12 protein-coding genes are annotated in these 13,652 nt (G+C 61.4%); 6 read left to right on the plus strand and 6 right to left on the minus strand.

All coding sequences use genetic code 11. The features are described 5' to 3' along the window. Nucleotides 1–277: 277 nt before the first annotated feature. The 5 genes from FJ974_RS26970 to FJ974_RS26990 all read right to left on the minus strand — a co-directional run bounded on the left by FJ974_RS26970 (nt 278) and on the right by FJ974_RS26990 (nt 4,506). Nucleotides 278–478: a helix-turn-helix transcriptional regulator gene (locus FJ974_RS26970; protein WP_140532990.1), complete on the minus strand. Its 201-nt coding sequence runs from the start codon at nt 476–478 to the stop codon at nt 278–280. A 102-nt stretch (nt 479–580) separates the two neighbouring features. After that, nucleotides 581–1,723 carry a tyrosine-type recombinase/integrase gene (locus tag FJ974_RS26975; protein WP_140532989.1) on the minus strand — a complete coding sequence of 381 codons (1,143 nt, stop codon included), beginning with the start codon at nt 1,721–1,723 and terminating at the stop codon, nt 581–583. Between the two features lie 327 nt (nt 1,724–2,050). Further along, a complete protein-coding gene (locus FJ974_RS26980) occupies nt 2,051–2,764 on the minus strand; it encodes a hypothetical protein (RefSeq protein ID WP_140532988.1) in 714 nt (237 codons plus the stop codon). Between the two features lie 7 nt (nt 2,765–2,771). Further along, nucleotides 2,772–3,311 carry a hypothetical protein gene (locus tag FJ974_RS26985; RefSeq protein WP_140532987.1) on the minus strand — a complete coding sequence of 180 codons (540 nt, stop codon included), beginning with the start codon at nt 3,309–3,311 and terminating at the stop codon, nt 2,772–2,774. Between the two features lie 82 nt (nt 3,312–3,393). Then, nucleotides 3,394–4,506, minus strand: coding sequence for an alpha/beta fold hydrolase (locus FJ974_RS26990; RefSeq protein WP_226891416.1), 1,113 nt, complete (start codon nt 4,504–4,506; stop codon nt 3,394–3,396). Nucleotides 4,507–4,886: 380 nt separating this feature from the next. Here FJ974_RS26990 and FJ974_RS26995 point away from each other — a divergent pair, with 380 nt between their 5' ends. The 6 genes from FJ974_RS26995 (at nt 4,887) to FJ974_RS27020 (ending at nt 12,910) form a co-directional block, all read left to right on the plus strand. Continuing rightward, nucleotides 4,887–5,117 (plus strand): hypothetical protein, encoded by a 231-nt coding sequence (locus FJ974_RS26995; RefSeq protein WP_140532986.1) that lies wholly within the window; start codon nt 4,887–4,889, stop codon nt 5,115–5,117. A gap of 272 nt (nt 5,118–5,389) precedes the next feature. Next, nucleotides 5,390–8,029, plus strand: a complete 2,640-nt coding sequence (locus tag FJ974_RS27000; protein ID WP_319023049.1) for an AMP-binding protein — start codon at nt 5,390–5,392, stop codon at nt 8,027–8,029. A gap of 17 nt (nt 8,030–8,046) precedes the next feature. Next, nucleotides 8,047–9,006, plus strand: coding sequence for an NAD(+) synthase (gene nadE / locus FJ974_RS27005; RefSeq protein ID WP_140533088.1), 960 nt, complete (start codon nt 8,047–8,049; stop codon nt 9,004–9,006). A 5-nt stretch (nt 9,007–9,011) separates the two neighbouring features. Next, the gene (asnB, locus tag FJ974_RS27010) at nt 9,012–11,033 is read left to right on the plus strand and encodes an asparagine synthase (glutamine-hydrolyzing) (RefSeq protein WP_140532984.1); all 2,022 of its coding nucleotides are present in this window, start codon (nt 9,012–9,014) and stop codon (nt 11,031–11,033) included. Next, complete coding sequence (locus FJ974_RS27015; protein ID WP_181177092.1) at nt 11,030–12,583, plus strand: class I adenylate-forming enzyme family protein; 1,554 nt, start codon at nt 11,030–11,032, stop codon at nt 12,581–12,583. Before asnB ends, FJ974_RS27015 begins: the two co-directional genes overlap by 4 nt. 60 nt (nt 12,584–12,643) lie before the next feature. Next, nucleotides 12,644–12,910 (plus strand): acyl carrier protein, encoded by a 267-nt coding sequence (locus tag FJ974_RS27020; RefSeq protein WP_140533086.1) that lies wholly within the window; start codon nt 12,644–12,646, stop codon nt 12,908–12,910. A gap of 20 nt (nt 12,911–12,930) precedes the next feature. Here FJ974_RS27020 and FJ974_RS27025 read toward each other — a convergent pair whose 3' ends face one another. Beyond that, a complete protein-coding gene (locus tag FJ974_RS27025; RefSeq protein WP_140532983.1) occupies nt 12,931–13,623 on the minus strand; it encodes a N5-glutamine methyltransferase family protein in 693 nt (230 codons plus the stop codon). Nucleotides 13,624–13,652 lie beyond the last annotated feature (29 nt).

Consider the following 13,652-nt stretch of genomic DNA (forward strand, 5'->3'; position numbering starts at 1 on the left):
CGCTTCACACGACGCGTACGAATCGGCGCTAGATCGGTCGCTCTTCGAGCGAGAAGAGCGACCTTTTGTCCCCGTATGCGATTCCGAAGAGCCGGTCGGGGATACGCTTGTGGGAATGGCTTTGATCTGGGTGAGCAAATGGCAATCCCGCCGCTGTCGCGGGTATCTGACTATCGCGTTCCCGTCGAGCCTCGGGCTTCTATGACTCTTGTCGCCTCCCGCACATGACTGGGAACAAAAAAAGCCCCCGGCTTTGGATGCCGGGGGCCGCTCCTGATCATTCGTCAGGAGTGTCGGTGAGTGATCTGCTGTCAATGCGTACCTGAAGCCAGGCTCGTACTTCATCGAGGACCCAGCACACCCGGCACTGGCCGAGAGTTACCCTCAAGGGGAACTGGTTGGCCTGTTCAAGGCGGCCGATATGCTGTCTGGAATACGGAACAATGGTTTTCAGTTCTTTCCAGCTTATGCACCTCATCGCGGTAGCTCCTGCAAGGGAGCATCGCGATGCCCAATGGACGACAATCCAATTGGCGCGAAGAAAGTATCATTCCACAAGTAGCTTGGCGAGCGGCTCGCATCATGTCTTCAGAAGGTTGACCAAGTGGGTCTCGTACTTCGTCACGGCGTCGCGCATTTCAGGCAGATACTCATAGACGTTGTAAACTTGGGCTATGTCTGACTGCGACTGCTTGGACACGTGATTCAAAAGTTTCTCTACGACGAGCTGCGGGACTTTGAGTGGCGCCATGTGGGTGCTGAGCGACCGCCGCAGGTCGTGGAGTGTGTAGGGTCGAACTCCATCAAGTCCTTCGTCGAATATGAGCTTGGCCTTGCCCCATCCATTGAACGTCGTGGTGGGTTTGCCCCTCACGTGGTCGCGTGACGCCGGAAACACATACCGCGCGTTGCCAACGATCGGAATGCTTTCGAGGACAGCTGCGGCCAGGTCTCCGTACGGAAAGACGTGCTCTTTGTGGTTCTTAGTGATGCTGCCGGGAAGGGTGATCGTGCGGTTGGTCCGGTCGATCCATTCCCATTCCAGCGCGGCGATCTCACCCCTCCTCTGCCCTGTCAGCAAGCAGAGGGCGACAATCGGACCATACGGATAGGAGGTAGTGAGGCTCCGAGCCAGTACTTTGCCCAGTTCCTCGTGTGAGAGAGCGTGCTTGCGCTTCTTGGCCGATGATGGGACTTGCAGCCCCTCACAGGGGCTGTGCGCGAGATACTCCTCGCGAACAACCCAATTGAAAAAGACCTTGATGGCGACAAGCGCGTGGCGCCTCTCGGAGGGAACGCGGTCGAGTTTGGCGAGACGTTTCTTGATGTCCTGCTTGGCAATGTCGCCGAGCTTGGTATTCCCAAACGCGAAATGTCGCATCAGGCGCGAATAGTCGCGGTGCGTCCGGACGCGGTTCTTGCTTTTAACCTCGCCGAGGAACTCCTTCCTTGCCTCGTTGTATGATACGGTTTTGGGGCGGTTCTTCCCAAGCGTCTTTTCGGCCAACAACCGCTTCGCTTCGGTTCTGGCTTCAGATAGCGTGATTATGGGAAAGCGGCCGATTGTTATCCGTTCCCGCGTGGGGCCGCACACGACGACGAAAGTTTTGGTTCCGCCTTGTGAGACACGCACGCCGAATCCGGGAAGCGCTTCGTCAGAGTAGGTCTTCTGGCCTGTGTTAGGTGCCTGGAGCGCTCGCACAGCAATGTCGGTGAGGCGCATTTCTTGGACTCCTCTTAGGCTCACCCTAGGCTCCGGAATGAGGCGTGTAGGGTTGGTTTTCGATGTGCTCCTATGTTCGATTATACCATTGATTTTGATAAGAAAAAACGTTCAGCATCCGTAGCTATGTTACCCCTTGAACACACACTTGGAAGAACTGAAAATCCGCGTGTCGGTGGTTCGAATCCGCCTCTGGGCACCATCCCCTCTTGGGTCCATTCTGGGCACATGGGTTGCGGTTTATACCGGCGGGGCAAGTGCACTTCCGACCCGCAACTGCTTGCGGCGGTGGCCGGCTTTGGCTCCAACCGAGCGCCGCAAGACCCTTCAATACGCCATCTCAAAGGATTCGCCCGCAGCAATATTCGCCAACAGCCGCGTTACTGCCGGGAAGCCGCCGTGGCCTGCAATCCACCTGCTCACCCGGCAGGCGGCCTTGGCGTAGAGCCCGGCCGACGCCGCACTTTCGATCCAAACGCTCCTCGTCGTCGGCAGCGCGCCATCCGGTTCCACCAGGCAACGATCGGGGGACGATGTTGGCCTCAGGTAGCGGCCGTCGTCCGAAACGATGACCGCAACCCCCTCGTCAAACCATTGTGGCACGTCACGACGGAAAGTCTTGATCAGCCCGATCCGGGAATGAAGTTCAATGTGCGACATCTCGTGTGATGCAATGGTGACGGACGTTCCTCGGGGCGAGAGGAACAATGCGAGATTGAGAAGCGCCATGCCGCGCGATCGGCCGCCGCCGATCCTGCGGTAGCAATCGTCGTCGCCGCAGACGAAGATTTCGGGATCGCTTTCCGTCGTCCCGTAGAACCCGCGAAGTCGATCGCGAGCCATGGCGATCGTCTGGAGCACCATGGCCTGCTCTTGAGGCGCCATCCCATCCTCGACGTAGACTTGACCGAAGGCCTTCCTGAACCCAAGGCAGTTCGGGCACATTATGGCCGCCGCCGCCGGATAGGTGGCTGCGAGGCCGGCGGCTGTCGTCGCGGCCAGAGCGATTGCGAGCGCGGTCGCCTTCCATCGTGACGCCATGGTCCTTCTAGTGCCTCGCAATCTGGGATGCTGCCGCATCGCCGGCGAAAGAGGAAAGGGCGTTCGACCGAGAACGTGCAAGCAGGTAGAAAGCGGCGAGGTGCGTGATCATCTGCAATGGCATGTAGATGATCGGGAACGCGTACATGGCGCCGAGTTCGCCTGCGACCGCAGGAAGGTCGACCCGGACCGCGTCGTAAAAGTCGACGGCGATGTCGGCCACCCCGACGAGATTGAAGGCGAGGATGAACAGCCAAAACAGCGGTCGTATCCTGACCGCGAGCAGTGCCAGCATGGCCAGCACCCCGGTTGCGAAGTTGGCATAGGCCGCGAAGGTGGCGAAGCCGTCAGGCAGATTGGGGCCAACCACGCCGGGAAGGAGGAAGGCGAGCCCAAAGAAACGGAAGCTGTGCAGGGCCGCGATGGCCCGCTGTGCATCGAAATGATCCATCGCTTTGAGCCTTGGCCAGATAAATGCGCCGAAGCAAAGCAGCCACGGGACATAACCCAGGATGAGATGGGTCAGGAAGACGATTTGCGACGACATGCGAGCTCCCGCCATTGGATTTCGTTCACGAGGCCGCGGCGCGAAACACCGCGGTCGGCATGCCGAGCCGAGCTTTCTTCGACTATAGGCTGCGAAGGAAGTCGATCATCGCCGAGTTCACCTCCGGCGCACGCTCCTGCTGGGTCCAATGGCCACAGCCCGGCAGGATGATTGCCGGCCGGAGCTTGGGAACCAGCGCCGATTGCTTGGCGATAATTGGCCGAAACACGTCAAGGATGATATCGCGGTCGCCCGCGACATAGAGCGCTGGAACGGCGACCTCTGCCTGGCCGAAGGCGGCCATGAGTTCCCAACTGCGATCGATGTTGCGCCACCAGTTCAGGGCGCCGCGGAATCCACTCCGGGCGAACTCCTCGACATAAATGTCGATATCGGACTCGCTGATCCAGGAAGGCAGGGACGCCGGATTGGTCAGGAAATCCCCGTTGCGAGGGACCATCCCCGCGGCGAATCCTCCGGCGTTCGTCGCCGGCGGGCTGTCGCCCGAAAGCGAGTAGAACATGGAGCGGAAGGTGCGACGAAGATCGTGTTCCAAGGCGGCCTCGGCCTCCGGGCTCTGGAAGTAGAGCTGGTAAAACAAGGCGTCTTCGGTCCGCGGCATCAGCGTCGTCGGCGGCCCCGCGTCACCAAACCCCCGCGAGCGGAACGGCGGGCTGAACGCGATCACGGCGCGGAAGCGGTCGGGGCGCAGCAGCGCCGTTTGCCAAGCGATCGCGGCGCCGATGTCGTGGCCGGCGATCACAGCTTGTTTGGCGTCCAGAGCGTCGACGAGGCCGACCATGTCGCCGATGTCGTCGAGGATCGTATATTTCTCGAGCTCCTCCGGACGATCGCTCCGCCCATAGCCGCGCAAATCGGGCGCCACGGCGCGAAACCCGGCCTTCGCCAGCGCGCCAAGCTGATGACGCCAGGAATACCAGCATTCGGGAAAGCCGTGACAGAGGATGACGAGCGGACCTTCACCCTGTTCGGCCACATGCAAGCGGATCCCGTTCGTCTCGATCATGCGATGCGTAACCTCGGGCATCGCAGAATCCACCCAGGACGTCGGCTCCGCGCCGCCTCCGCTGCGTTCCGCGGCGGCGAGCTTGAGCGGCCCGGCGAAAGCAGCACCGACGGTAAGCGCGCCCCCGGCCCAAAGGACGTCACGTCGGGAAAATGTCGCGTCTCGCATTGTGTGTCTCTCCTGAACATTGCGCATCTGGGCCTCGATTGCGCCGCACGCTGCCGAATTGCGGCCTGTCCAGATTTGCCCACCGAATGTAAGGCTGCTACCCGCGATCGACTATTGGCGATAACGTCAATGGGCTGTGAAGCAGAGCTTCACAATCAGACAGAGTGCGCTCGACAAGGCGGGCCTGGAGCGGAGTGATCGGCTCCTGAAAAGAAACCAACGTTCGGAACAATTAGCTGCGTTGAATGTTCTTTAGGGCCGATTGGCTCGAATCCTGCGCGAGGGGGAGATGACGTGCGCCGGTGCAATCGGCCCGACTGCCCAGACCGCCGAAATCTCCAACAGCAACGATGTTCTCCCTTCGGGTCGAGGAGCAAAAGATGCCGATCTATCGCGTAGAGCAGATGCAGGGCGACGAGGTCCTCGCAGCGCAAACCGTCGATGCGCCTACCCCCTCCGAGGCGGCAACCGGCATGAGCGGAAAAGATGTGACGTTAGGAAGATGGGAGGAGAACTGGTTCCGTGTGATCGACGAAAATTGGGGCAAGGTGTTCGCCTACAGCTTCGCATCCGATCAGCCGGCTGCCGGGAATTCTCAGAAAACCGACTGAGCCGCCAACATGCGGGTTGTTGGCACTGGGAGACGATCCACGTCGCAATTATTACCAGCGTGCAGACCAGGCCTGGCAGCGAATTTGGGGGTCTCGCCCCGCAAGCCAAATACATCATCAGAATGATTGATGAAAATCACGATGCGTAGAGCCATAACCGGGTATCACTCTGGTTCAGGCAAACCATGCTCCCGGCATATTTGAACGCATTAGCGGCCGATCAGAACCTTCACGAGGATTCTCTTCCGCCTGCAATCTACAGATGGCAAAGCATGCCCGACTATCCCCTCGACCACGGGGGACCGGCCTTGCGCCCATATCAGCGACTGGGGCCCGGGTTCGCAGACGAGGCGATCGGTGCCCAGCTCAAAAAAATTGCTGGGCAATATCCTGATAAACCCGCTGTCAATGACGGCGTGGATGAACTGTCCTACGCGGCGCTCGATGCCGCTGTCGAGACATTGTCCCGCCACATCACGACCGTCGTCCCCGAGGGACGGCCGGTCGGCATTCATCAGCCCACTTCCGTCTGGTACGTTGTTGCCCTCCTCGCAACCATAGTTGCGGGACGAATTTCAGTCCCGCTCAATGCCAGGGATCCAGCCAACCGGATCAATGAGATTGTATCCGCGGCGCGGCTCTCGGCCATTCTCGGCAGAGAAAGCCGGCCTGACGGTTTGGCTGGCGACGTCCAATGGATCGACATGGCGGCAAGTCCGTCGGCACATCCGTCTGCCGCGCCGCTGCCGTCGCCTTCCGTCGATGCCCCGGCTATTATTCTCTATACATCGGGCAGTACCGGGCGACCCAAGGGCATCGTCAACAGCCAGCGGAGCCTGCTCTGGCGGGTACACCAATACGTCGATGCATGTCACATCGATTCCGAGGACGTTTTCCTTCCGTTGACCGGGCCCGCCACCATTGCGGGCTGCCGGGAGATTTTGGCTGCGGTCCTCACCGGAGCCAAGCTGCATCTCGTCGAGGTGGAGGCGATCGGCCTGCGCGGCGTTCGCGCCCGAATGCAGGACCAGGGCACGACCGTCACCTACATCGTGCCCGCCTTGCTTCGCGCGCTCATGGCCGATGCTCCAGCCGACACGTTCCGGTCGCTCAGGGTGGTCCGCATCGGCGGTGAAAAAGTGCTTTGGAGCGATATTGCCCTGTTGCGGAAGGCAACCACGGCGAATTGTCTCTTCCAGATCGGCTATTCGTCGACGGAGACGACCGGCTCACAAGGGTTCTTGCCTCGAGCACCAAAGTCCGACACCGACGTGCCGGTGGGCCGGCTTTTGCCGGGGATAAACTTCGCGATCGTCAACGAGGAAGGACGCTGCGTCCCGCCCGGAGAGACCGGAGAGCTTGTGATAAAGAGCCCCTATGTGCTGCTTGGGCATTGGGAAAACGGGGCCGTCATCCCTGCCGAAGCAGACCCTGACGATCCGCATCAACGGATCTTTCCGACTGGCGACCTCGTGCAATTGGACAGTCGGGGCCTGTTGAGGATCATCGGTCGCAAGGGCCGACAGATAAAGATCAACGGTCGACGTATCGAGCCCGCCGAACTCGAAAGGGTGCTTCGATCCGCCCCATCCGTCCGCGAGGCCGTGGCTATCGTGACCGAGGCGAGTGAACTTGTAGCCTTCGCGATCCCCAACGGTTCTGCCGGCCCAGCCTTTGCGGACGAGCTTCGCGAGCGCATCGCAACGACGCTGCCCTCGCCCCTGCGTCCCCTGCGGCTTCACCGCGTCGAGGAAATTCCACGCCTGGCGAGCGGAAAAGTGGATCTGGCGAAGCTCGGGAAAATGGACCTTTTGGCCAGAAAGCCGACGCAGGTCGCCGATCCGCCCGCTCCGGGAAGCGACCTGAAAGTCCTTCAGGTGGTGCAACATGCCTGGGGCAAAGTCCTCAACACGCGGGCAGCCGTAGGCCGGTGGGACGAGGCCGGCGGAGATTCGCTGAAGCTGCTGCACTGCGTGATGGAGATCGAGAACCTCATCGGACAGGAGCTCGGCCTTGAGACCTTCACCGTTGGGATGACCGCGGACGAGATGGCGAAGGCGATCGTCTCGGCACAAGCAGCCACCCACCGCAAAGGTGCGCAGGAGCATGAACCCCCGATCCTGTTCCTGTTTCCCGGCTCCGTCGGCTATGGCCCGAGCCTCGCTGCCTTCGCCTCGGCCATGGGCAAGGTCGCAAGAGTCGTGCCGATAAGATATCCCGGCCTCACAATGATCCTCAAGGGACAGAAAGATCTTGCGAACATGGCGGAAGCCGCGGTCGACCAGGTCAGCCGCGCCCAGCCGTCGGGTCATATCAGGCTTCTCGGTCACTCGCTCGGCGGAGCGGTCGCGTTGGAAGTGGCCGTGCGCCTGCTCGAGGCGGGACGATCGGTAAAGTTTGTCGGCATCCTCGACACCAGCCTTGAGGGAGAGCGGTCCCGTCGCCGGGACACGATCATCCGCACGTGGCGCCGGATCCGGTCCAACCGCATATCGTTCTACCGTGTCGCTTGCCGCGCCCTGGCGAAAATTGCAGTGAAAATGGGGTACGAAACGCGTCTCGCAAAGGCGATCGACCGTTACACCGAAGGGCAGTTCAACGCGGCGTGCTTCAGGATCAAGCTGGAGCTGCAGGAAGTCTTGCGCGCCCAGGCCTTTTTCCGCTGGCTGGCGGAGCCGAAAGCGGCACTGCCGATCACCGGCACGCTGTTTCGCTGCGCTCGTCCGGGCATGTCCCTGGCCATTGGATGGGATCGCGTATTCGCGGACCTGCAGGTAATCCCGATCGTCGGCACGCACATCGACCTGGTCGTGGAGCCTCATATAGCGACCAACCGCCCGCTGATCGAAAAGGCCGTCATGCAAACCTATACGCCGGCCGAATCCCTGCGTTTGGAGGACAGGCAAGCGTGATTTCGTTCACCAAGGATGTGCTCGAACTGGATGCCGCTGCGGAAATAGACCGGATCGTGGAGTCGATGCGCGAACAGGTTTTGGCGACGCTTCGGCGACGCGGCGTGGTTGTCGGGCTTTCAGGCGGGATCGACAGTTCCGTCGTCGCGTCGTTATGCGTGCGTGCCTTCGGCAAGGACAAGGTGCTGGGGGTCTTCATGCCGGAGCGCCACTCCTCCGGCGATTCGCTGAGACTCGGTCGCGTCATCGCGGCTCAGCTCGGCATCGATACCCTGGTGGAGGATATAGCGCCGGCGCTGGACGCCATCGGCGCCTATCGCCGGCAGATCGAGGCGATCCGCTCCGTCGTTCCGGACTATGGCGAGGGCTGGAAATGCAAGCTGGTGCTCGCCTCGGTGCTGGAGAACCAGGGCCTCAACATCACTCGTCTCACGGTTCAGGACCCCGAGGGGAAGATCGATACGGTTCGGCTGCCTTCGGCAGCCTATCTGCAGATAGTGGCGGCGACCAACTACAAGCAGCGCATTCGCAAGATGACCGAGTATTATCATGCCGATCGCCTCGGCTATGCGGTCGCGGGAACGCCGAACCGGCTTGAATACGACCAGGGCTTCTTCGTCAAGCAAGGCGATGGGATCGCCGACGTGATGCCGATCGTGCACCTCTACAAGACGCAGGTGTACCAGCTGGCGGAATATCTCGGGGTGGACGAAGAAATCCGGCGCAGGCCTCCGACCAGCGATACGTTCTCCATGGCGCAAAGCCAGGAGGAATTCTACTTCGCGCTGCCCTATCATCTGACGGACCTGTGCCTTTACGGCGTCAACCACGGCATCCGCGCCGACGAGGTCGCCGCGGCGGCGGGGCTTACCGGAGGCCAGGTTCAGAAGGTCTTCAAGGACATCGAGGCCAAGCGTCGGGCGGCACGTTATCTGCACGCCCAGCCCTTGCCGTCCGTGCCACTGACCGTGGACTGACCCGGATGTGCGGGATCGCCGGAATAGTGGCGCTGAACGCCGCCGCCCCACCACCTTCACGCGAGGCGCTGTTGCGCATGGTGGGCACACTCGCGCATCGCGGCCCCGACGAGCGAGGCCTGTATCGCGACAGACGTGCAGGGCTGGCGCATGCCCGCCTTTCGATCGTCGATCTGTTGCACGGCCAGCAGCCTCTCACAAACGATGACGGCTCGACCTGGATCGTCTTCAATGGCGAAATCTTCAACTACCTAGAACTGCGCGACAGACTGATCTCGCTTGGCCACAGGTTCCGCACCCATAGCGACACCGAAGTGGTCCTTCATGCCTATCTGGCCTGGGGGCAGGCCGCTTTTGAACGGATGAACGGCCAATGGGCATTGGCAATCTGGGACTCGGCCGCCGGCCGCCTGGTGTTGTCGCGCGATCGCTACGGCATCTGTCCTCTGCATTTCTGCGAGCATGGCGGCCGCCTCTTCTTCGCGAGCGAAGTCAAGGCGATTTTCGCGGCTGAGACCGCGATCCGCCGCGCTTTCGATCCTGCCGGCATCGATCAGACTTTCACCTTGTGGACGGTTGTTGCGCCGCAGAACGTGTTCCAGGGCATCCGGGAACTCCCGCCTGGACATATTCGCGTTTATGAGAATGGCGTGACGCGCGAGAGGGCCTTCTGGGAGCCTCGCTACCCGGAGATCCCGAGCTCCGATCAGGACCGCTTCGCCGGCTCATGCGGCGAAGCCGTCGAAGAGGTTCGCGCGGCGCTGGAAACCGCGACGGCGCTGCGCATGGTGCAGGCCGACGTGCCGGTCGGCTGCTATCTGTCGGGAGGGTTGGACAGCTCTCTTGTCGCGACCCTTGGCAGGCGTTTCGCCGGCGAGCGCTTCCAGACCTTCTCCTTGCGGTTCGCGGATGCCGAATATGACGAGACGCGCTTCCAGCGGCTGGTTGCCGCTGCAATCGGCAGCGAACACCACGAGGTGATGGTGTCGCGCAACGACATCGCCGCGATCTTTCCCGAGGTGGTCCACCACACAGAGAGGCCAATCCTCAGGACCGCGCCGGCGCCGCTTTTCCTGCTGTCCAGGCTGGTGCGCGAACGCGGCGTCAAGGTGGTGCTGACCGGCGAAGGCGCCGACGAGATGTTTGCCGGCTATGACCTCTTCCGCGAAGGCAAGGTGCGGCGCTTCTGGGGGCGCCAGCCAGCATCGATGCGCCGCGCCCGGCTGCTTGAGCGGCTCTACCCCTATCTCTCGCGCTCGCCGGTTCACCAGCAGGCATTGGCGCGTCAGTTCTTCGGGCGCAACATTCAAGCCCATGACATGCCCGGATTCGCGCACGACACACGCTGGCGCACGACGAGCGCCATCAAACGTCTGTTCTGCCCGGACATGCGCGCCGCCTCGGAGCACCGCGATGCGGTCTCTGAGCTCCTTGCTTGCCTGCCTGCCGAATTCCCGCGATGGAGTTCGCTTGCCCAGGACCAGTATCTCGAGATCCGGACCTTGATGTCGGGTTATCTGCTGTCCTCGCAAGGCGACAGGATGCTGATGGCTCACTCCGTCGAGGGACGCTTCCCCTTTCTGGACGACAATCTGGTGGCGTTGGCGAATTCGCTTCCGGACACTTACAAATTGCGGATCCTCGATGAGAAGCATGTGCTGAAGCGCGTCGCGGCGCCGATCGTGCCGACGCAGGTCGTTGCCCGGAAGAAGCAGCCCTACCGGGCGCCCAACGCGCTCAGTTTCGTCGCCCGCGATGCCCCGGAATACGTCCTTGACGCGCTGTCGGAGACGGCATTGCGCGCGGCCGGCATCTTCGATCCAAAATCGGTTGCCGGCCTGCTTGGAAAGTGCCGCGCCAAAACGGGCGACGGCGATCTGTCCAATTCCGATAACATGGCGCTGGTGGGCGTGCTGTCGACGCAGCTTCTGCATCAGCAATTCATCGCGGGCCGTCCCGGCGATACGCGCAGGGTAGAGCTCCGCATCGACGTCGATCACGAACACCGGGAAAGGGCGCTTGCATGATGCACGGTGCAGTACCGCTTCTGCAGGATTACCTCATCCACTCAGCCGGGCGGCTCAGCGCCAAGGTGGCATTGGTTTGCGGCAAGCAACGCGTCACCTATGCCGAGCTCGACGAGCGCTCCAATGGGGTCGCCCAATCTTTGGCAAAGGCCGGCGTGCAGCGCGGCGACCGCGTGATGATCTTCGCCGACAACACGGTCGAAACCGTTGTCGGCTTCTGGGCGGTGCTCAAGGCCAATGCTGTCGTGTGCATCGTCAACCCGCTGACAAAAAGCGAAAAGCTCGACTACCTGCTCAATGATTGTCGGCCGACGGCGCTGATCACGGACAAGCACCTGCAATCGGTCTTCGGCGAACCGGTGCACAATTGTCCGTCCTTGCTCCGGGTAATCGTATCGGGAGTGATCGACGAGGACGAACTCGGCCGCCTGCCGCATGCAATGCGCTGGGAAACGGCCGCCGAGAGAAACGCGGCCGCGCCGGCGCGCAGGTCGATCGACATTGATCTTGCCGCGATCATCTACACTTCCGGTTCAACGGGCGAACCGAAGGGAGTGATGCTGACGCACCGCAACATGACGGCCGCGTGCACCTCGATCGCTTCTTATCTGGAGCTTCGTGAAGACGAGGTGATCCTGAATGTGCTGCCTCTTGCCTTCGATTACGGCCTCTACCAGATGCTCATGGCCTTCCGCACGGGCGCCCGGCTCGTCCTCGAACGCTCTTTCGCTTTTCCGGCGCAGATTCTTCAGATCATCAGGGAAGAGAAGGTTACCGGCTTTCCCGGAGTACCAACCATCTTTGCCGCGCTCTCGGAGCTCAAGTCGCTGAAGGATCACGATTTTTCCAGCATCCGCTACGTCACCAACACGGCAGCTGCGCTATCGCTCAAGCATATCACCATGCTTAGGGAGCTATTTTCCAGCGCCCGCATCTATTCGATGTACGGCCTCACCGAGTGCAAGCGCTGCACCTACCTGCCGCCGGAAGATCTCGGACGAAAGCCCCTGAGCGTCGGCATCGCCATTCCGAACACGGAAATGTGGATCGTCGACGAGGATGACAGGCGGGTGCCCGCCGGTACGGTCGGCCAGCTCGTCATCCGTGGTGCGACGGTGATGAAGGGCTATTGGGGCAAACCCGAAGCGACAGCCAGGAAGCTCAAGCCCGGCCCGCTGCCGGGCGAGCAGGTCCTTTATACCGGCGATTACTGCCGGATGGATGCGGAGGGCTACCTCTACTTCGTCGGGCGTGGCGACGAGATCATAAAATCCCGGGGCGAGAAGGTCGCGCCGAAGGAAGTAGAGAATGTGCTGATGAATATCCCGGGCGTAAGGGAGGCGGCGGTGATCGGCGTTCCCGACGAGCTTCTCGGGCAGGCAGTCAAGGCGTTCGTCGTGATCGAGCAAGGCAGGATCGTCGGCGAGAGGCAACTCCAGAAGGAGTGCCAGAAACGGCTCGAAAGTTTCATGGTTCCGAAGTCCATCGTCATCGTGCCCAGTCTGCCGATGACGGATACCGGAAAACTCAAGAAGGTGGCCCTGTCGTAGCCTTGACGGGCACCGATTCATTTATCCCTTTTGAACGGGAGGACACATCAGATGGATTCAATGTTGGAGACAAAGGAAGCAGGCGAGATCTACCACGGGCAAATTCGCGCTTTCCTGGCCTCGAATTTCTATATCGCGGACGTGAAATCTCTGAGCAGCACCGCGTCGCTGCTCGATCAGGGTATCGTCGACTCGACAGGGGTGCTCGAGGTGATCGGCTTCATCGAAGAGACCTTCGGCATCATCGTCGAAGACAGCGAACTCCTGCCGGAAAACCTCGATTCCATCCAGGGAATAGCGCAGTTCATCGCCCGCAAGAGGGCATGACGCCCGGCCCGTGATCCGGTTCAGGTGCGTGGCTTGGCGGATCCGAGCACCACGCGTGCTTCACCGGCGTGGTTGGTGACGGAGCGGATGTTCTCGTAGCCCTTGCTGCGTTCCAGAAGACCTGCGACCTGGCGGTCCTGGCCGAGGCCTACCTCGAACAGCAGGACACCGCCGGGCCGCAGATACCGAAGTGCGTCCTTCACCACTCGCATGTGGATGCTGAGCCCATAGGGCCCCGCCGCAAAGGCCTCGCGGGGCTCAAGCGCGACCAGATGGGAACGGTCGCCCTCAAGCCGTTTTTCCGAAATGTAGGGCGGATTGCAGACGACGGCGTCGATGGTGCCGTGAAGCGCCAGGCCGGACAAGGCTTCGAACAAATCGCCCTTAAGAACGGATAGCCGGCCGGCCAGGTCGTGATGAGCGACATTGCGGCGCGTTGCCTCGACACACCCATCGGTGAGGTCGCTGGCCCAGACCCGCGCGGCCGGGACGTGATGCGCGATGGCACAGGCGAGATTGCCGGCACCGCAGCACATGTCGATCACCCGCGGCGCCGGCAGGTTCATCTGGTGCAGGACGTCGACGGCGACCGTGCCCAGCAGCTCCGTCTCCGGCCGCGGGACCAGTGCGCCGGCAGCGACAAGCATCTCCACTCCCATGAAGACAGTGCTGCCTTTGCTGTAAGCGTCGGCGACGCTGATCTCTTCGCTCACGACTTGTGCACCCGCAACGACTTCAACGC

The sequence above is a fragment of the Mesorhizobium sp. B1-1-8 genome (assembly GCF_006442795.2).
Lineage (GTDB): Bacteria > Pseudomonadota > Alphaproteobacteria > Rhizobiales > Rhizobiaceae > Mesorhizobium.